Origin of the sequence: Microbispora sp. ATCC PTA-5024 (genome assembly GCF_000511135.2) — a bacterium.
In the GTDB taxonomy this organism is placed as follows: Bacteria; Actinomycetota; Actinomycetes; order Streptosporangiales; family Streptosporangiaceae; genus Microbispora; species Microbispora corallina.
The window spans coordinates 797,969-814,894 of the sequence record NZ_KI866523.1; the positions used below are offsets into that span (position 1 = coordinate 797,969).

20 protein-coding genes are annotated in these 16,926 nt (G+C 70.7%); 6 read left to right on the forward strand and 14 right to left on the reverse strand.

Features of this window, described 5'->3' with window-relative positions:
- The first annotated feature begins 171 nt into the window (after window positions 1-171).
- Window positions 172-1,401: a serine hydrolase domain-containing protein gene (locus MPTA5024_RS16230; protein WP_036324860.1), complete on the forward strand. Its 1,230-nt coding sequence runs from the start codon at window positions 172-174 to the stop codon at window positions 1,399-1,401.
- An 89-nt stretch (window positions 1,402-1,490) separates the two neighbouring features.
- Here the strand turns inward: MPTA5024_RS16230 and MPTA5024_RS16235 are convergent, their stop codons facing one another.
- On the reverse strand, window positions 1,491-2,135 hold the full coding sequence (locus MPTA5024_RS16235) for a response regulator transcription factor (RefSeq protein WP_036326414.1): 645 nt from the start codon (window positions 2,133-2,135) through the stop codon (window positions 1,491-1,493).
- A complete protein-coding gene (locus MPTA5024_RS16240; protein WP_198167184.1) occupies window positions 2,132-3,037 on the reverse strand; it encodes a sensor histidine kinase in 906 nt (301 codons plus the stop codon). The genes MPTA5024_RS16235 and MPTA5024_RS16240 overlap by 4 nt, the downstream gene beginning before the upstream one ends.
- A 333-nt stretch (window positions 3,038-3,370) precedes the next feature.
- Between MPTA5024_RS16240 and MPTA5024_RS16245 the strand changes: the two genes are divergently transcribed.
- Both MPTA5024_RS16245 and MPTA5024_RS16250 read left to right on the forward strand, forming a co-directional pair.
- Window positions 3,371-3,904, forward strand: coding sequence for a hypothetical protein (locus tag MPTA5024_RS16245; RefSeq protein ID WP_036324862.1), 534 nt, complete (start codon window positions 3,371-3,373; stop codon window positions 3,902-3,904).
- A 115-nt stretch (window positions 3,905-4,019) separates the two neighbouring features.
- Window positions 4,020-4,430, forward strand: coding sequence for a cupin domain-containing protein (locus MPTA5024_RS16250; protein WP_036324863.1), 411 nt, complete (start codon window positions 4,020-4,022; stop codon window positions 4,428-4,430).
- Window positions 4,431-4,480: 50 nt separating this feature from the next.
- Here the strand turns inward: MPTA5024_RS16250 and MPTA5024_RS16255 are convergent, their stop codons facing one another.
- The 4 genes from MPTA5024_RS16255 to MPTA5024_RS16270 form a co-directional block, all read right to left on the reverse strand.
- On the reverse strand, window positions 4,481-4,759 hold the full coding sequence (locus MPTA5024_RS16255) for a hypothetical protein (protein ID WP_036324864.1): 279 nt from the start codon (window positions 4,757-4,759) through the stop codon (window positions 4,481-4,483).
- 91 nt (window positions 4,760-4,850) lie between these two features.
- Entirely contained in the window at window positions 4,851-5,399 is a 549-nt protein-coding gene (locus MPTA5024_RS16260; RefSeq protein WP_036324866.1) for a TetR/AcrR family transcriptional regulator, read from the reverse strand.
- Window positions 5,392-6,228 carry an alpha/beta fold hydrolase gene (locus MPTA5024_RS16265; protein WP_036324869.1) on the reverse strand — a complete coding sequence of 279 codons (837 nt, stop codon included), beginning with the start codon at window positions 6,226-6,228 and terminating at the stop codon, window positions 5,392-5,394. Before MPTA5024_RS16265 ends, MPTA5024_RS16260 begins: the two co-directional genes overlap by 8 nt.
- Window positions 6,229-6,316: 88 nt before the next feature.
- Window positions 6,317-7,216, reverse strand: a complete 900-nt coding sequence (locus MPTA5024_RS16270) for a helix-turn-helix domain-containing protein (protein WP_036324871.1) — start codon at window positions 7,214-7,216, stop codon at window positions 6,317-6,319.
- 121 nt (window positions 7,217-7,337) lie between these two features.
- On the opposite strand from MPTA5024_RS16270, the gene MPTA5024_RS16275 reads away from it, so the two are divergent.
- The gene (locus tag MPTA5024_RS16275) at window positions 7,338-7,952 is read left to right on the forward strand and encodes a trimeric intracellular cation channel family protein (protein WP_232326492.1); all 615 of its coding nucleotides are present in this window, start codon (window positions 7,338-7,340) and stop codon (window positions 7,950-7,952) included.
- A gap of 107 nt (window positions 7,953-8,059) precedes the next feature.
- Here MPTA5024_RS16275 and MPTA5024_RS16280 read toward each other — a convergent pair whose 3' ends face one another.
- The 6 genes from MPTA5024_RS16280 to MPTA5024_RS16305 form a co-directional block, all read right to left on the reverse strand.
- Window positions 8,060-8,419, reverse strand: coding sequence for a ribbon-helix-helix domain-containing protein (locus MPTA5024_RS16280; protein WP_036324874.1), 360 nt, complete (start codon window positions 8,417-8,419; stop codon window positions 8,060-8,062).
- Window positions 8,420-8,786: 367 nt separating this feature from the next.
- Complete coding sequence (locus MPTA5024_RS16285; protein WP_051458243.1) at window positions 8,787-9,629, reverse strand: hypothetical protein; 843 nt, start codon at window positions 9,627-9,629, stop codon at window positions 8,787-8,789.
- A 56-nt stretch (window positions 9,630-9,685) separates the two neighbouring features.
- The gene (locus MPTA5024_RS16290) at window positions 9,686-10,555 is read right to left on the reverse strand and encodes an oxidoreductase (protein WP_036324876.1); all 870 of its coding nucleotides are present in this window, start codon (window positions 10,553-10,555) and stop codon (window positions 9,686-9,688) included.
- Window positions 10,556-10,603: 48 nt separating this feature from the next.
- Window positions 10,604-11,152 (reverse strand): dihydrofolate reductase family protein, encoded by a 549-nt coding sequence (locus tag MPTA5024_RS16295; protein WP_036324878.1) that lies wholly within the window; start codon window positions 11,150-11,152, stop codon window positions 10,604-10,606.
- 64 nt (window positions 11,153-11,216) lie between these two features.
- The gene (locus tag MPTA5024_RS16300) at window positions 11,217-11,918 is read right to left on the reverse strand and encodes a helix-turn-helix transcriptional regulator (protein WP_036326421.1); all 702 of its coding nucleotides are present in this window, start codon (window positions 11,916-11,918) and stop codon (window positions 11,217-11,219) included.
- Window positions 11,919-12,098: 180 nt separating this feature from the next.
- Window positions 12,099-12,767 (reverse strand): hypothetical protein, encoded by a 669-nt coding sequence (locus MPTA5024_RS16305; RefSeq protein WP_157099502.1) that lies wholly within the window; start codon window positions 12,765-12,767, stop codon window positions 12,099-12,101.
- Window positions 12,768-12,917: 150 nt separating this feature from the next.
- Between MPTA5024_RS16305 and argG the strand changes: the two genes are divergently transcribed.
- Window positions 12,918-14,366, forward strand: coding sequence for an argininosuccinate synthase (gene argG, locus MPTA5024_RS16310; protein ID WP_036324881.1), 1,449 nt, complete (start codon window positions 12,918-12,920; stop codon window positions 14,364-14,366).
- Window positions 14,367-14,463: 97 nt separating this feature from the next.
- Here the strand turns inward: argG and MPTA5024_RS16315 are convergent, their stop codons facing one another.
- Window positions 14,464-14,940, reverse strand: a complete 477-nt coding sequence (locus MPTA5024_RS16315) for a hypothetical protein (RefSeq protein WP_036324884.1) — start codon at window positions 14,938-14,940, stop codon at window positions 14,464-14,466.
- Between the two features lie 187 nt (window positions 14,941-15,127).
- Between MPTA5024_RS16315 and MPTA5024_RS16320 the strand changes: the two genes are divergently transcribed.
- The gene (locus tag MPTA5024_RS16320) at window positions 15,128-16,177 is read left to right on the forward strand and encodes an aldo/keto reductase (RefSeq protein ID WP_036324885.1); all 1,050 of its coding nucleotides are present in this window, start codon (window positions 15,128-15,130) and stop codon (window positions 16,175-16,177) included.
- Window positions 16,178-16,233: 56 nt separating this feature from the next.
- Here MPTA5024_RS16320 and MPTA5024_RS16325 read toward each other — a convergent pair whose 3' ends face one another.
- Window positions 16,234-16,872 carry a GNAT family N-acetyltransferase gene (locus tag MPTA5024_RS16325; RefSeq protein WP_036324886.1) on the reverse strand — a complete coding sequence of 213 codons (639 nt, stop codon included), beginning with the start codon at window positions 16,870-16,872 and terminating at the stop codon, window positions 16,234-16,236.
- Window positions 16,873-16,926 lie beyond the last annotated feature (54 nt).

Consider the following 16,926-nt stretch of genomic DNA (forward strand, 5'->3'; position numbering starts at 1 on the left):
CCAGCAAGATCACCGAAGCCCTCGACGCCGCCTGACCCGACACCGCGGGGTCCTCTCCGGACCCCCGGGACCCGCGGCGGGTCAGCGGCGGCCCGCCATCAGCGCGGCCGGCGATGGTGAATGCCGTGAACGGGTCTCGCAGAGATCGAAACTACGCGTAAGGAGATTCAGATGGGACACACCAAGGGCGGCTTCTCCGAAGCAGGGCTGCGCAGGCTGCGTGAGGTGCTGGCGCGGTATGTCGATTCAGGGAGGATTCCCGGGCTTGTCGCCCTGGTCGGCCGGGGCGACGAGACGCATGTCGAGGTGCTCGGGACGATGCGTCATGACGGTGGCGCGCCGATGCGCCGCGACACGATCTTCCGGATGGCCTCGACGTCCAAGCCGGTCACGATCGCGGCGGCGATGGTCCTGCTGGACGAGTGCCGGCTGCGGCTGGACGACCTGGTGGAGCCGTGGCTGCCGGAGCTGGCCGACCGGCAGGTGCTCAAGCGGATCGACGGCCCGCTGGACGAGACCGTCCCGGCGCGGCGGCCGATCACCGTACGGGACGTGCTGACCTCCACGTTCGGGCTCGGCATGGACATGACGTCGCTGGGCACCCCGATCATGAACGCGGTCTTCGAGCAGGGGCTCACGCCCAACCTGCCGGTGCCCATGCCCGAGCCGGACGAGTGGATGCGCCGCCTGGGCGAGCTGCCGCTCATGTACCAGCCCGGTGAGCGCTGGCAGTACCACATCAGCAGCGACCTGCTCGGCGTGCTGGTGGCCAGGGTCACCGGCCGGCCGTTCGAGGAGTTCCTGAGCGAACGCGTCTTCGAGCCGCTGGGCATGCGGGACACCGGCTTCCACGTGCCCGCCGACCGGCTCGACCGGCTCCCGCCCCTCTACGCTCCCCACCCGCAGACCGGAGAGTTCCTCGTGTGGGACGAGGCCGAGGGGGGACGCCACAGCAAGCCTCCGGCGTTCGCGGGCGGTGGCGGCGGGCTGAACTCCACCGCCGACGACTACCACGCCTACTTCCGGATGCTGCTGAACGGCGGGATGCACGGCGGCGAACGGATCCTGTCGCGGCCCGCCGTCGAGTTGATGACCACCAACCGCCTCACGCCCGAGCAGAACGCCGCCCGCAACGCCATGGCCACCGGCAACGTCCATGTGTCGCACGGCCAGGGGCAGCACGGCGGCTGGGGATTCGGGATGGCGGTGCGGACCTACCGCGGCGACTACGCGCCCGTCGGCCAGTTCGGCTGGGACGGCGGAAGCGGCACCGCGACCTACGCCGACCCGGTCAACCAGCTCACAGGCATCCTGCTCACCCAGGTCGGGGCGTCCACCCCGGACTCGACGCAGCTCATCCACGACTTCTGGACCACGCTCTACCAGGCCGTCGACGACTGACCCCGAGCCGCGACGCAGGCCGGCCCGCCGGTCGCCCTGACCTCGGCGATTCGCGGCCGGCCTCGGCCGGAACCTGCGGCATGCCGCGGTCAGAGAGGACCCAGGTTGTGGCGGCGCGCGTAGTCGGCCGCCGCGGCCCGGTCGGTGACGTTCGCTTTGGCGAAGGCCCGGTTGATGTGCGACTTCACCGTCGCCGGCGAGACGCGCAGGCGGAGCGCGATCTGCGCGTTGGTCAGCCCGGCGGCGATGAGCGCGAGCACCTCCGCCTCACGCGGCGTCAGCCCGCCGGGCGGAGACGGCGGCACACGACCGAGCCGTGCCGTGCCGACGATTCGCGACTGCACCGCCGGATCCATGGGTGACAGGCCGGCCGCCGCCGCGAGGATGGCCTGGGAGATCTCCCGGCGGCCCGCGTTCTTCGTCAGGAATCCGCGGGCTCCCGCGGCGAGCGCGGCCAGCACGGTCTCGTCGTCGGCGTGACTGGTCAGCACCACGACAGCGGTCGAGGGGTGCGCCCGGGCCAACTCCGCGGTCGCGGCGACCCCGTCCGTGTCCGGCATCCGTACGTCCATGAGCACGACGTCCGGGGCGTGCCGGGCGACGGCGGCCACCGCGGTCCGGCCGTCGGCCGCCTCCGCGACCACCTCGATCCCTGGAAGGATCTCCAGCAGGGCGACCAGGCCCTCGCGTACGGTCGCCTGATCGTCCACCACGACCACGCGGACCGGGTTCACGCGCCGACCCACGCGTGGACCCGCCACTGCGCACCCACACGGCCGGCGGTGAGCGTGCCTCCTGCGGCCGTGATGCGTTCGCGCATGCCGGCGAGGCCGTTGCCGCCGCTCACCGGTGCGGCCGTGTCGGCCGCGGCGTCATTGGTGACCGAGACGGCGAACCCGTCGCCGGTGAACGAGAGATGCACGTCGACGGGGGCGCCCGGGGCATGCTTCGCGGCGTTGGTCAGCGCTTCTTGCACCAGCCGGTAGACCGCCATCCCGTGCGACGCGGGCAGGGTGGGCACCGGCCCGGTCACGCGCAGCGTCACCTGCCCTCCCGCCTCGCGGAAGGCGCCGACCAGCCTCTCCACCATCGCCAGTGCCGCGACATCGCCTTCGCGGAGGGCCCGGACCGCCGCGACCGCCTCCTCCTGGCCGCTTCTGACGAGCCTTCCCGCATGCTCCAGGTGGGACAGGGCGCGTTCCTGGTCGCCGGTGGTCTCCAGCGCCGCCGAGGCCGCCTCGACCTGCAACGACAGGCTGGTCAGCGAATGCGCGAGGACGTCGTGGAGTTCCCTGGCGATGCGTGTCCGCTCGGTGAGCGTCGCCGCCCGCGCACGGTCGTCGGCGGCGCGTAGTGCCTGTTGTGCCATGTCCACGTACAGCTTGCGGTTGTGGCCGAGCAGATAGGCCACGAACGCCACCGCGGCATACCCGGCGAGCGCGTCACCACGGTGGTCCAGATATCCCACCAGCAGGACGCAACAGCAGCAGATCACCACGACGCCGCCCGTCCGCGAAGGGAAGTCGGCTCCGGCGCCCACACAGGCCCAGAACGTGAACCAGAAGACGGCCAGCGCGGGATGGAGCACCAGCAACACGCTGCCTGCCAGGCCGGTGGCCAGGATGAGGATCAGCAACGTCCGCGACCCGCCACGCGGCCCCACGACCATCACGGCGACCCAGCTCACGGACGCGACCGCCAGCGCTATGGGAACCTCCGGTCCGGCGCCGCGCAGGCCGGCGGCTCCCGGATGGGCGATCTCCCCCCAGAGTATGAGGGCCAGACCGGCGGACATCGCCGCACGCAGACCCCACATGCCGCGGACGCCCTGCTCCCCCATCCGACGCTTCCCTTCAGGTGGTGGACGGAGTCACACCCGCCTGCACCCAGATCTCAGCCCGTCAGGTTGACGATCTCCACCGGGCACCCCAGCTTAATGTGACCCGAAACTCGCCATTTCGGAGGTCCCGTGTCCACCGCGCTCACCCTCGCCGGCCTCGCGATCGTCGCGGTCGTACTGCTCAAGGACTGGGGTCATCGCAGGGCCACCCCGCTGGGGCTCCTCAGGCCTCTGCTGGTGGCGGCGGTCGTCGTGCCGTTCGTCATGCCGGGCTGGGACATGTCGGGCGGCGGTCTCGTGCTGGAGATCGTCGGACTGCTGGCCGGTGCCGCGATCGGCGTGCTCGCGTCCTCGTTCCTCAAGGTCAGCGTCGACAAGGACGGCCAGGCGTGGACCGACGCAGGGGTGGCGTACGCCGCCGTCTGGATCGTCTACACCGTGGCCCGGCAGGTCTTCATCTATGGCTGCGAGCACTGGTATTCACGGTCACTCGGCATGTTCCTCATCGGCAACCACATCAGCGTGGCGGCCTTCGCCGACTCGATCATGTTCCTCAGCCTTGCCCCGATTGTGAGCAACCGCCTGGCCATCCTGATCCGCAGCCGCAGGCAGACCGTAGCCCACCCCGCCGGCCGGGCGGCGGCTGGGAGTGCCAGGTCGTGAGGGCTTCTGCCTGAGGCAGGGGCGATTCCAGACGGGTTCGCCGCGCAGGGCTGTCACAAACGGGGGAGGCCGTCTGGTCCTTCATGTGGACACTCCCTGCTGTTTGGAGGAACACATGAGCGCTGAGCACGCACACCTGCCCCCGGGCGTCGAGGTGATCGCGGCCCTGTCGGAGGCGGCCGCCCGGATCCCGGACGGCGCCGAGGCCAGGACCGTCCGAGTCACCCTTTCGCCCGGCGACCCCGGCGCGCCGCCGCACCGGCACCCCGGGCCGCTCTTCGGCTACGTGACCGAGGGCGAGATCCTCTTCGAGCTGGAGGGGCAGCCGCCCCGGGTGCTCAAGGCCGGTGACGCCCTGTTCGAGCCCGGAGGCGACGTGATCCACTACCAGGGCGCCAACAACCTTCCGGACGCGCAGTCGCAGCTGGTCGTGACCATGTTCGCGCCGCCCGGTACCCCGGTTCTGACCGTGGTCGGCGCGGAGGAGCTGGCCGAACGACGGCACCTGCGGTTCGCCCAGCCGTGATGACCCTCAAAGCGGCAGCCGGCCGTCGTCGGGAAGGCTGGTAGCAGTGCTCACGTCCTCCTCGCAGCTCGCACTTCCCTGCCGTGCCCGGCCGAGAACGGCGGCTGCGAGGAGGACGGGGCCGACGAGGGCCCGCGCAGAAACGCCGTCACGTGCCCCGGACCGCACCCCACATCGGCAGCCGGCCCGGATGCCAGTTCGGCGAACAGCGTCAGCAGGCTCCGCTTCACCGGCTGCCCGGGCAGATCGTCGGCGAAGAGGGTGGAGTAGCGGGCAGCCACAGCGTCGTAGGAGGAACGGGTCGGCTCGAGGAAGCCCAGATCGGTCATGGCCGGAAAGGTTAGCGATCCCCTCTGACAGGCCGGCTGCCGGCGAGCGCGCGGGAATTCGTGTGTGGTCACACGGCGGGCGGTCGGGGTCTCACTTCGGCAGCCCTGAGATGATCATGCGTTTGAGCTGCTCGTAGCTGTCGTCCAGATCGGCGGGAAGCCCGAACCCGCCTGCGGCCTCAAGGACGGCGAAGCCGTGCACGGCCGACCGCACGCACCTCGCCGCGTGGATGGCGTCCGCGCCCTCGAGCCCGTACCCCCGGAGCAGGGCGAGGAGGATGTCGACCAGCCGCCCGCCCGCCTCGGCCAGCTCCGGCCGGGCCGCCTGGATCATCGCGGCGTACCGGCCGGGGCTGCTCCTGGCGTACTCCCGCCAGACGTTCATGAACGCGTGCAGCGCCTCGGCTCCTGAGAGGCCGAGCACACGCTCGCGGGCCTTGTCCGCCAGCTCGTCCATGACGCGGATGGACACCAGCGTGTTGACCTCCGCGAGGTTGCGTACGTGCTTGTAGAGGGACGGCGTGGCGACGCCCGCGCGACCGGCCACCGCCGACAGGGTGACCGCGGCCGGTCCCTCCTCGTCGATGATCTGCAGCGCGAGATCGACGATCGCGTCGGGCGACAAGCCCGCTCTAGCCACGGGCGTGCTCCTTCAGGAACGGCAGAACGGCATCGGCGACCGCGTCGGGATACTGCGCGTGGGGGTAGTGGCCCGCGCCGTCGATCATGGCGATCGTGCCGCGCCCGGCCGGCATCTCCGCGACGATGCCCTCCGCCTCGGCCCGGGGGTCGCTCCAGTCGGGATCCAGCGTGCCCATGACGACCAGGGCGGGCACCCGGAGGTTCCGGAGCTGGGCGCCGGCGTCGGTCGGCGCGGACATGCCCATTTTGCCGACCACGCCCATCCGGCCCGGGCGGCGCAACGCCCGCCCCAGATCGGCCATGTAGGCGTCGTAGTCGGCGGGCTTGTCGCCGGGGTAGGCGTGGTCGAGGTACCGCCTCCACATCCTCACGCTGCGGAGCGCTCCCGTCGCCATCAGGAGCATCATCCCCTTCCGGTGCCGGCCGTCGCGCAGCAGGGCGCCCAGGTCCGGCTTCTGCGCCCGCGTGAACGGGCCGATCTCGACCACCGCGGTGACCAGATCCGGATCGAGCGCCGCCGCGATGGTGGCCGAGCCGCCGGAGAAGGAATGCCCGACCACGACCGCCGGCCCGCCTAGATGGCGGATGAGGGCGAGCAGATCGTTGGCGGTGTCGGTGCGGGTGTAGGACGACCAGCCGGTCGTCGACTCGCCGTGACCGCGCAGGTCGGCCGTGGCGACGCGATACCCGGCGGCCACGAGCGTGGCGGCGAGGAAGCGGTAGGCCTCCCGGCCGTCGCCCATGCCGTGGGACAGCACGACGAGCGGGCCTTCGCCGGTCACGTCGTACGCGAGCCGTCCGCCCTCGATCTCCAGGTATTCGGTCACAATGGCCTCCTTGGCTAAAGCTAATAGCCGCAAAGCTAACGCTATTAGCCCTGGTCGTCAAGTCATGCGCCGTACGGCGCTGGGGGCCTCACCCGTGGGCGCGAAGAGCGGCGATCAGCCAGGTGAGGGCGGGCATGGCGGACGGAGCGGGCTCATGCCCGTTGAGCACGGCTATCAGCTGCCAGTAGCGCTCCACCCGGGCGTCGGCGACGGTCTCAAGCCACCGACGCAGCTCGCCGCGTTCGTCGGGGGACAGGTCGGGCTTGACGATCTGATTCAGAACGGTCCGGCCCTCGACCGAGTCCGGCGCGACCGACTCGGCTGTCGCCCGGTTGGCGTGCTCCAGGGCAAGCGACCGGAGCTCGTACCCGTGGCGCGACGCCGCCGACGAGGCTCCCGTGAGCGCGATCCGCCGGAGCCGTCGCCGGAAGTCCTCGTCGGCGACGAGGTCGGCCAGCTCGATCCAGGCGTCGATCTGGCGCGGCGCCGGATCGTCCGGCAGGTCCCGCATCCACTCCGCGACCACCTTGGCGTCGTCGTCCAGCGTGATCCCGGCGAACGTGGTCTCGATGAACTCGTCGATGACCTGCTGACGCCCGGCGGCGGACAGGTGGGCGAGTTTGTGCGTCATCATCGTCTCCTCGGTTGTGCCACCGCGCTTCGCGATCGTGCGGAGTACGGCACGGCGAAGCTTCAGAGCTGTGATCTCCGCGTCCAACGCTCGGGCGTGCGCCTCGGCCACCTCGGCCACCGTGACCTGCCGCGCCATGATCTGCTGGACGGCCTCCAGCCCGATGCCGAGCTCGCGCAGGGTCCGGACCAGATCGAACCGGGCCACGGCGGCGGCGTCGTAGAGGCGGTACCCGCTGGCCGACCTGTCAGTGGGCACGATCAGGCCGCTGTCGGACCAGAAGCGGATGGTATGCACCGAAAGACCGGTACGTCGAGCGATCTGGCCCACGGTGTACAGCTCTGTTCCGTCACTCACGAGGACGAGCCTGCACCTTCGAGCCACTCGAGACTCAAGCCGTTCCACGAAGTGATCGTCGGGTTGTTGGCCTTGGGGCAGTATGTGGCGATGAGCAGGGCTTATGGGAGACTGCACGGCTGTGACACCCCTGCTCGACCTCGCCGGAGTCTTCGTTTTCGCCCTGTCCGGCGCGCTTGAGGGCGTGCGCAAACGGTTCGACGTGGTCGGCATGGTGGTGCTCGCGTTCTTCACCGCCGTCGGGGGCGGCGTCATGCGTGACCTGTTCATCGGCGTGCAGCCCGCCGCGTTCCGGGACGCGGGATATCTCCTCGTGCCGGTCGCGGCCACCGTCATCGCCTTCTTCTGGCACCGGCAGGTCGAGCGGGCGATGCCCGGCGTGCTCGTCTTCGACGCGGCGGGCCTCGGCCTGTTCTGCGCCGTCGGGACCACCAAGGCCCTCTACTACGGCCTCGCGCCGCTGCACGCCGTGTTCCTCGGGGTCTGCACCGCCGTCGGCGGCGGCGTCATCCGGGACGTCCTGTCCGGCCAGAGGCCGACCCTGCTCTACGACCGCCAGCTCTACGCCGTGCCGGCGATGCTCGGCTCGACGGCGATGGCCGTGCTGTACACACTCGGCGTACGAGGATTCGCCGCCACCCTGTCCTCGGCCGTGCTCGCCTTCACGCTCCGCATTCTCGCCATGCGGTACGGCTGGCGCGCCCCCCTGGCCAAAGGCATCAGCGGGTCCACGTGAGCCGCCGAGTCGGCGCCGTCACTTCGCTGGAACGTGACGTCAACAACGCGGTTCACACGTCGGCGAGGCACTCCGGCTGAGGGTGGGATGACCTGTGGGTCGTGTGCTCATCCCGCTCTGAGGAACTGCTCAAAGGCTTCCCGTGCGAGCGCGGACACACTCTTGCCCTCTTGCTCGGCGCGGGCCTTCGCGCGCTCGCGCAACTCCTCCGGAAGCCTGAAGGAGACCCTTGGAGAATGTGTGCCCTCGCCGGTGAGTGACGGACGGCCGAGGCGACTGGTCGGTTGAGGAACACGGCCTTCGTCGATTGCTTGGTGAACATCGCTGATCGCGTTCCGCACGTACTCGTCGTCGATCAGGTTGCCCTTGGTGTCGTAGATCTCTTCAGACTCGCTGTCGATATCGGAGTCGTGGTCCAGGATGAGTTCGATGTCTTCCGGCGGCCAGGCTGCCTCGTGCTCAGTCATGCGTCCTTCTCCGAAGCGCGGTCGGCATCACATGGATGATCACCAGAGCTTTGTCAGTGAGGATGCCGATCATTTCCAGCTCCACACCCCGATCATCGGGGGCCGATCCAGACCCATCTGTCCTCCAAGGTCGGGTCTTTGGCCGGCACGATCGCCGGAGGCCCGGCGCGGACGACATGTAGGGCACGCGCCTGTCCGATGCGATGCTTTCGCGCCGATCGTTAGAAGCGCAACTTCTTCATGCCCGCATTATGTCTGACATAACATTCCTCGATGGCCCGTTCTGGAATGCCGGACGCCGAGTCTCGACAGGCCGCTCCGACCATGGGATGGGCACGGCTCGCCTATGGCCGCCCACCCGTCGCGATCACCGACTCGGGCTCCGGCGCCGGCGGCGATCGCGAACGGTGGCGTTTCTCCGCCAGACGAGTGGCCGGAGCTCTGCGGGTGCGCCGGGTGCGTTCTCGGCGGCGAGCATCTCGCGGCGGGAGATCATGGCGACGGACACCTGCCGGCGGAAGTCGCAGAAGGTCTGCACCTCGCCCTCCCCGCGGCGCAACTCCCGGTAAGGGCCGTCCAACTCGGTGTAGGACATCCCCTCGTGCGCATGGTCGTGCAGCGTCGCCACATTGACGGCCCAGCTGCGGAGCAAGGAGGACGAGGCCCGTACGGTGACCAGGCCGCCCGGGTTCGTCACCTCGGCGGCCCGGAGGTCTTCCGGGGGACGCCATCTCCGCCACCAGGTGCCGTCGTCCCGCTGATCGCGCCACTCGCGGACCGCCGCGTCGAGACCCCAGGTCTGCCACCGCACCGTCCCCCGCGCCTCTCTCGGTACGGCGAGGCTTCGGGTGAGGAGACGGACGGAGCGTGCCGGCAGATGCGTCACCTCAGCGGGCACAAGCGCAATGGGAGAGCCGTGTTCGGCGTCGAACGGGTTGGGGCAGATGAACCGCCGGTCGATGAGCACGACCGTGCCGGGCCGCCGCTGGAAGGACAGGCCCCACAGCAGGCGGCTCAGCAGGAGCGCGCCATGCGGGTCGGAGAGGATGTGCCAGGTCTCGTGGTGGAAGTTCGTCGAGAACCGGACGCGGGTGCCGGGCCGGAGCGTGATCACTGTGTAGTCGCGGCCGTCGGCCCGCAGATCGTGCCGGTGAAGCTTGAGCCCGTCTCCGATATCGCGGGCGTTGGACGGCCTGAGGCGGCTACGCACGATCTCGCGGGGCTGGGGGACCGGGTGGCCGACACCCGTCCTCCTGACGGAGAGGGCTATGCGACGTCCCCGGCGAGCTCGGCGAGGTCGTCGGCGGTCAGCCGCAGCGCGCCGGCGGCGACGTTCTCCTCCAGGTGCTCCGGTGACCCGGTGCCGGGGATGGGCAGGATGTTCGGCGACCGGGCCAGGAGCCAGGCCAGCGCCACCTGCGGCACGGTCGCGCCGTGGCGGGCCGCGACGGCGTCCAGGTGCTTCGCCGTGATCGGCTGGAAACCGCCCACCGGGAAGAAGGGGACGTAGGCGATGCCCGCCTCGGCGCACGCGTCGACGAGGGGGTCGTCGTCGCGGCGGGACAGGTTGTAGAGGTTCTGCACGCAGGCGATGGGCGCGATCGAGCGGGCTTCGGCGAACTCGGCCGCGGTGACGTTGGAGATGCCGATGTGGCGGATCAGGCCCTCCTCGCGCAGCGCGAGCAGGGTCTCCAGGGGCCCGGCCAGGGACGTCTCGGTCTGATCGGGATCGCCCATCCGAAGGTTCACCACGTCGAGGCGGTCGAGGCCGAGCGAGCGCAGGTTCGCCTCGACGCCGCGGCGGAGCCCGCCGGGGGTGAGCCCGGTCCTCTCCCCCGGGGGCAGGGCGATGTCGGAGCCCTCGACCAGCGATCCCACCTTGGTCACGATGACCAGGTCGTCCGGGTAGGGGGACAGCGCCTCCCGGATCAGCTCGTTGGCCACCACCCCGTCACGCGAGTAGTAGTGCGAGGTGTCGATGTGGTTCACCCCGAGCTCCACGGCCCGGCGCAGGACGGCGAGGGCCATCTCCCTCCCGGGCCGGTCACCCCTCGGCCAACCGGTCAGCTTCATCGCGCCGTACCCGATGCGCGACACCTTCAGGTCGCCGCCCAGGAGCCAGGGTTCGCCCGTCATGGGCACCGACTCTAACCGAGCCGGGCCCATGCAGCCGGGGGAAATCGGTCAGCCGGCGTCCGGCACGTAGCTCAGGTTGAGCACACCGGTCTTGAACGTCTCCGACGTGACCAGCTTCAGCTTGTGGGTCGGGGTGTCCTCGAACAGCCGCTGGCCGTGGCCGACGACGATCGGGTGCACGAGCAGGTTCAGCTCGTCGAGCAGCCCGTTGGCGAGAAGCCACCGCACGGTCGTCGCGGAGCCGGACATCTGGATGGCGCCGTCGGTCTGCTCCTTGATCTCGCGCAGCCTGGCGGCGGCGACGTCGCCGGAGAGGACCGTGGTGTTGTTCCAGTCCGCCTTCTCCAGGGTGTTCGACACGACGTACTTGTCGGCGTTGTTGATGAACGCGGCGAAGTCCTGGTCCTGGTCGGTCGTCGTCCAGTACGCGGACCACTCGTCGTACAGCTTCCGGCCCATCAGGAACCCCGTGGCCCGCTGCATTCCCGCTCCGACCGCGGCGCCCATCTCGTCGTCGAAGTACGGGAAGTGCCACTGGTCCGGCGACTCGACCACGCCGTCCAGAGAAATGAAGAAATTGGCGACGATAATGCCCATTGCTCTGCTCCCTTGCCTCATGACTGACATGGCTGCGACAGGGAGGATAGGCGGGCGGCAACCCTCAGGTCTTGTACAGAAGCGACAGCGGCTCCGCCGGGTCCCGCTCGCTCAGCTGCGTGGCGGTCCGCCCGACGTAACGGGTCAGCGACCGGGCCAGGTGGGGCTGGTCGAAGTACCCGAGCCGATGGGTCACGTCCTGGGCCGGCACACCCTCCTGGAGCAGGATCGCGGCCCGCCTGGCGCGGTCGATCTGCCGGATGGCGCCGCGGGTGAGGCCGGTGGCCGCGACGAACCGCCGCTGGACGGTACGTTCGGACACGTCCGGCGGGGCGCCGCGAAGCACCCCGGCGATGACCGGGTCGACCTCCAGGATGCCCTCGCGCGCCAGCCGCCGGACGAACTCCTCGGCGTTGTCGTAGTCGGGACGGCGCCAGGTGGAGCCCTTCAGCCAGAAGGATTTGCGGGTCGTGTCCGGGATCTCGGCGGACCCGTCGACGAGCCGGTGGAGCGGAAGGTGGGGCATCGACGTGCCGAGCGCGAAGATGATCCCGAAGAACGTCGCGTCCTCGGGCACCGGCGCGACCCCCGCCCTCGACTCCGGCCCCTGCACCGACGCGCTGACCTGACCGCGGTGCTCCCAGAAGACCAGATCCCAGTGGGCCGTCGCGACCGACGTCATCCGTTCGACGTCGTGGCTCCTGCTCCGCCACACCCGCTCGATGTACGGCGAGTCGGACGATCGGCTCTCGATCTCCAAGCCCACCTGAGACATCCCCCTTCGTCCCATTGGCGCCCTGAACGGCCAGTCTGGCATGAGATCGCCACGACGTCGTGGGCGTTCGCCTCGACGCGCTCTTCATCGGAATCGGCCGCGACCGAGAATCGGCCGCGACCGACGTCCAGCGCCGGGAGGCGCAACGGGGGACCGCTCCGCGCCGCGGGATCATCCGCTCGAACTCGGCGCGGCGGGCCCGCCGCCGGCGCGGAAGTCGCGGCGCGCTGCCGGTGACAGCAGAAGGGCCGTGATCGCGACGGGGATCGCCACGAGGAGCGCCGCTTGGAGGACGGACAGCCTCCACTCCACCGGATCCGGCGTCGCCAGAGGGGACAGCTCGCCCAGTAACCGCGCGCAGGCGGCGGCGCCGACGCAGACGGATGCGACGACCGCGGCCCAGCGGGCGGTGGCCCTCCGGCGCAGGACGCCCACCGCGAGCGTCACGAGGGCGGCGACGAGGATCGCGACCGGCGGGAGGAGGACCAGGACGAGAATCCCGTCCATTTCCACGGCCTGGCGGCGGCCGGCGTCCCACAGCGCGGCTGCCAGCACCCCGCCGCCGACCAGGAGGCAGGCCGCCGAGACGGTGGCCCAGGAGGCCCGGTGCCCCGCACGGCCGGGGTGGCGTGTGCCCTGTCCGAGCAGGGCGCGCGCCGCCACGCCGATCAGGACGCCGGCGACGGCGCCGAGGGGAGCGCCCACGGTCGCCAGGCCGCCGACGTGCAGGCCGAGGATCGCCGACATCTCCGGGCCGATCACAGCTCCGGAGACCGCGCCGGGAACGGCGGCCGACGCCAGGCGCAGAACGGGGAAGGCCGCGGCCCTCGGTGTGCTCATGTCCATACGCCAAGCCTGCGACCAGGGCGTTTCGCGCGCCATCCGTTCTCGTACTCAGGTGGTCCTGGTCCTGCTGCTCACCTTCGGAGCCACCGGGCGATCCGATGTCGGCGTTGCATGTTCATGCATGAGCGTGTATAACTTCTACTTGTGTCCAAGGTGCTCACCTCTCTGCCTGTCGGCGAACGGGTCGGGATCGCTTTCTCCGGCGGTCTCGACACCTCGGTTGCGGTCGCGTGGATGCGCGAGAAGGGTGCAGTGCCCTGCACCTACACCGCCAACATCGGCCAGTACGACGAGCCCGAGATCGCCTCGGTGCCCGGACGCGCCACGGCGTACGGCGCGGAGGTCACCCGCCTGGTCGACTGCCGGGCTGCCCTCGTGGAGGAAGGGCTGGCGGCCCTGGCCTGCGGGGCGTTCCACATCCGGTCCGGCGGCCGTGCCTACTTCAACACCACGCCGCTCGGGCGGGCCGTCACCGGCACCCTGCTGGTGCGCGCGATGCTCGAGGACGACGTGCAGATCTGGGGCGACGGCTCCACCTTCAAGGGCAACGACATCGAGCGGTTCTACCGGTACGGCCTGCTCGCCAACCCCTCGTTGCGGATCTACAAGCCGTGGCTGGACGCCGACTTCGTGAGCGAGCTCGGCGGCCGCAAGGAGATGTCGGAGTGGCTGCTCGCCCGCGACCTGCCCTACCGGGACAGCACCGAGAAGGCGTACTCCACCGACGCGAACATCTGGGGCGCGACCCACGAGGCCAAGTCGCTCGAGCACCTCGACACGGGCATCGAGATCGTCGACCCGATCATGGGCGTGCGGTTCTGGGACCCCGCCGTGGACATCACCCCCGAGGACGTCACGATCGGCTTCGAGTACGGGCGGCCGGTGACGATCAACGGCAAGGAGTTCCCGACGGCGGTCGACCTGGTCCTGGAGGCCAACACCATCGGCGGACGGCACGGCCTCGGCATGTCCGACCAGATCGAGAACCGCATCATCGAGGCCAAGAGCCGGGGCATCTACGAGGCGCCGGGGATGGCGCTGCTGCACACGGCGTACGAGCGTCTGGTCAACGCGATCCACAACGAGGACACGCTCGCCAGCTACCACAACGAGGGACGGCGGCTGGGCAGGCTGCTGTACGAGGGCCGCTGGCTCGACCCGCAGGCGCTGATGCTGCGCGAGTCCCTGCAGCGCTGGGTCGGGATGGCGGTGACCGGCGAGGTGACGCTGCGCCTGCGGCGCGGTGAGGACTACTCGATCCTGGACACCTCCGGGCCGGCGTTCAGCTACCACCCCGACAAGCTTTCGATGGAGCGGACGGAGGACTCCGCCTTCGGCCCGGTCGACCGCATCGGCCAGCTGACCATGCGCAACCTCGACATCGCCGACTCCCGGGCCAAGCTGGAGCAGTACGCCAGGGTCGGCATGGTCGGCAGCCAGCAGCCGGCGCTCATCGGCGCCGCGCAGGCGGCCTCGACCGGGCTGATCGGCGCGATGCCCGAGGGCGGCGCCGAGGTGATCGCTTCGCGTGGTGAGGTTCCGGCCGACGACGAGCTGCTCGACCACGCCGCGATGGAGTTCGGCACCGACTGATCCGCCCCGGCGGACACGGCAGGCGCGCGAGCGGCGGCCGGGATGCGGCCCGAGGGCCCGGTCCGGCCGCCGCCGCTTTTCCGGCGGGACGGCGTGGTCAGCTGAAGCGGAGCGCCATGGCGTCGGTGTGTCCCGACCAGGTCAGGGTCAGCCGCCAGCAGCCCGCCTTGGGCAGGTTGACCGACGACGGGCCGGGGCCGCCGTCGATCTGGCGGGCCACCGACGTGCTCGTCCCGTCGAGCACGGCTCTGATCTTCAGCGGGTCCATGGGCCGCTGCGGCACCCGCGAGACCCAAAGGATCTTGTTGGCGACGTCGGGATCGGCGGACGCCACCGGCGGGTAGTTGAACAAAACGGCGACGATGTCTCCGCGCTCGCCGAACACGTGGGGTGTGCCCGTCCCGTCGTCGCTGAACCCGCCCCTCGCCCAGGTGGGCAGCGCGTCCCGGGTGACGGCGGAGACGCACGTGCCCGACGACGGCCGTGGAGCCTGGGACGCCGGCGCCGGAGACGAGCACCCGGCCAGCAGGACGAGAGCGCCCAAGGCCACGGCGAGGCGCCTGATCGTGGTCATGCCCGGCCTCCAGGTGATGCGCGACGACCTTCTCGTGCGCATTGTCCGCCCCGGCCCGTACGAAGGCCAGCGATGTGCCGGAGACGTCGGCCGATCGGGGGACAGCCGGCGGCCACACTTGCCCTGGAGCCGACTCCAGATCCTAGAGTGCAGGGTGATCCCCTCCCGACGGCTGAGGAGTAACGACATGCGCTACCGCGTCCTGGGCGGCACCGGCATCGAAGTGAGCGTCCACTGCTTGGGGGCGATGATGTTCGGCGCCGTCGGCAACCCCGATCACGACGCGTGCGCGCGCATCGTCCACGCCGCCCTCGACCAGGGGATCAATTTCGTCGACACCGCCGACATGTACTCTGCGGGCGAGTCGGAGGAGATCGTCGGGAAGGCGCTGCGGGGCCGCCGCGACGAGGTCGTGCTGGCCACGAAGGTGCACTTTCCGATGGGTGAGGGCCCCAACCGCGGCGGCAACTCCCGGCGGTGGATCGTCAGAGAGGTGGAGGAGAGCCTGCGGCGCCTGGACACCGACTGGATCGACCTGTACCAGGTCCACCGTCCCGACCACACCACGGACGTCGAGGAGACGTTGTCGGCGCTGACCGACCTGGTGCACCAGGGCAAGATCCGCGCTTTCGGTTGTTCGACCTTCCCCGCCGAGGACGTCGTCGAGGCCTACCACGTGGCGGATCGCCGTGGCCTGATGCGCTTCCGGACCGAGCAGCCGCCGTACTCGCTGCTGGCCCGCGGGGTCGAGGCGTCCGTGCTGCCGGTGTGCCAGAGGCTGGGCATGGGCGTGCTGACCTGGGGTCCGCTGGCCTCGGGGTTCCTGACCGGCAGGTACCGAAAGGGGCGGCCCGTCGACCTGGCCTCCGGCCGCGCGGCGCTGACCCCGGCCCGGTTCGACCCCGCGCTGCCGGTGAACGCGGCGAAGCTGGACATCGTGGAACGGCTCGTGGAAGTGGCGGACGACCTGGGCTGCACGCTCCCTCAACTGGCCGTCGCGTTCGCCGCCGCCCACCCCGCGGTCACCTCGGTGATCCTCGGTCCGCGGACCGAGGACCAGCTCAACGGCCTGCTGAAGGGCGCCTCGCTCACGCTCGACGACGCGACCCTCGACCGGCTCGACGCGATCGTGCCGCCGGGGACCGATGTCTACCGGCCCGACGGCGCGTGGCGGCCGCCGGTGCTGACGGACCCGGCGCGGCGCCGCCGTCCGCTCGCCGACCGCTCGGCGGCGTAGGCCGGCGGCCGGGTCGGAGCGGGCCGCCCGGCTCAACAGGCGGGGGGCCGCTCGGCTCAGCGGGCGGGGTGCCGCTCCAGTGCCCGGGCCAGGCGCTGTTCCAGCCTCGCGCGGCACTCGGGCCATTCGGCGTCGATGATCGAGAAGACGGCGGAGTCGCGGAGCCGGCCGTCCTCCCCCGGCGCCCACGACTGGGACCAGTTCCGCAGCACGCCCTCGAACCGGGCGCCGGCGCTCTCGATGGCGGCACGGGAGCGGACGTTCCTGGCGTCCGTCTTCAGGTCGACCCGCGCGACGTCCCACTCCTCGAAGGCGTGGCGGAACAGCAGGAGCTTCGACTCGACGTTCAGCCCGGTCCCCTGGGCCGACGCGGCGAGCCAGGTGAAGCCGACCTCCACGGCGCACAGCCGGTCGCCGTCGGGCCACATCCGGGGGTCCCAGAAGGCCGTGGCCCCGACCGCCCGCCCGGAGGACGTCTTGATCTGCGCGTACGGCGCGAGCCTCCCGGTGGCGGCACGGCCGAGCTGGGCGTCGATGTACGCCCCGACCTCGGCGGCCCGGGGGACCCACGTGAACGCGTACGAGCTCCTGTCCTCCTCCGCCGCCACGGCCAGGTCGGCCGCGTGACGGTGGTCCAGCGGCTCCAGGCGCACGAGCCCGCCCTCCAGGACCGGCCCCTCAAGCCTGAAACCCATCGATCCTCCCGCTGATCCCGAACGCGTCGGGGCAACACTAGCGAGTCCCCACAT

What these genes read in the sequence shown, in the direction of transcription:
- MPTA5024_RS16325 (WP_036324886.1), bottom strand. Translation starts at nt 16,872, where the DNA reads ATGGGTTTCAGGCTTGAGGGGCCGGTCCTGGAGGGCGGGCTCGTGCGC.
- MPTA5024_RS16320 (WP_036324885.1), top strand. Translation starts at nt 15,128, where the DNA reads ATGCGCTACCGCGTCCTGGGCGGCACCGGCATCGAAGTGAGCGTCCAC.
- MPTA5024_RS16255 (WP_036324864.1), bottom strand. Translation starts at nt 4,759, where the DNA reads ATGACCGATCTGGGCTTCCTCGAGCCGACCCGTTCCTCCTACGACGCT.
- MPTA5024_RS16230 (WP_036324860.1), top strand. Translation starts at nt 172, where the DNA reads ATGGGACACACCAAGGGCGGCTTCTCCGAAGCAGGGCTGCGCAGGCTG.
- MPTA5024_RS16290 (WP_036324876.1), bottom strand. Translation starts at nt 10,555, where the DNA reads ATGACGGGCGAACCCTGGCTCCTGGGCGGCGACCTGAAGGTGTCGCGC.
- MPTA5024_RS16295 (WP_036324878.1), bottom strand. Translation starts at nt 11,152, where the DNA reads ATGGGCATTATCGTCGCCAATTTCTTCATTTCTCTGGACGGCGTGGTC.
- MPTA5024_RS16305 (WP_157099502.1), bottom strand. Translation starts at nt 12,767, where the DNA reads ATGAGCACACCGAGGGCCGCGGCCTTCCCCGTTCTGCGCCTGGCGTCG.
- MPTA5024_RS16315 (WP_036324884.1), bottom strand. Translation starts at nt 14,940, where the DNA reads ATGACCACGATCAGGCGCCTCGCCGTGGCCTTGGGCGCTCTCGTCCTG.
- MPTA5024_RS16280 (WP_036324874.1), bottom strand. Translation starts at nt 8,419, where the DNA reads ATGACTGAGCACGAGGCAGCCTGGCCGCCGGAAGACATCGAACTCATC.
- MPTA5024_RS16250 (WP_036324863.1), top strand. Translation starts at nt 4,020, where the DNA reads ATGAGCGCTGAGCACGCACACCTGCCCCCGGGCGTCGAGGTGATCGCG.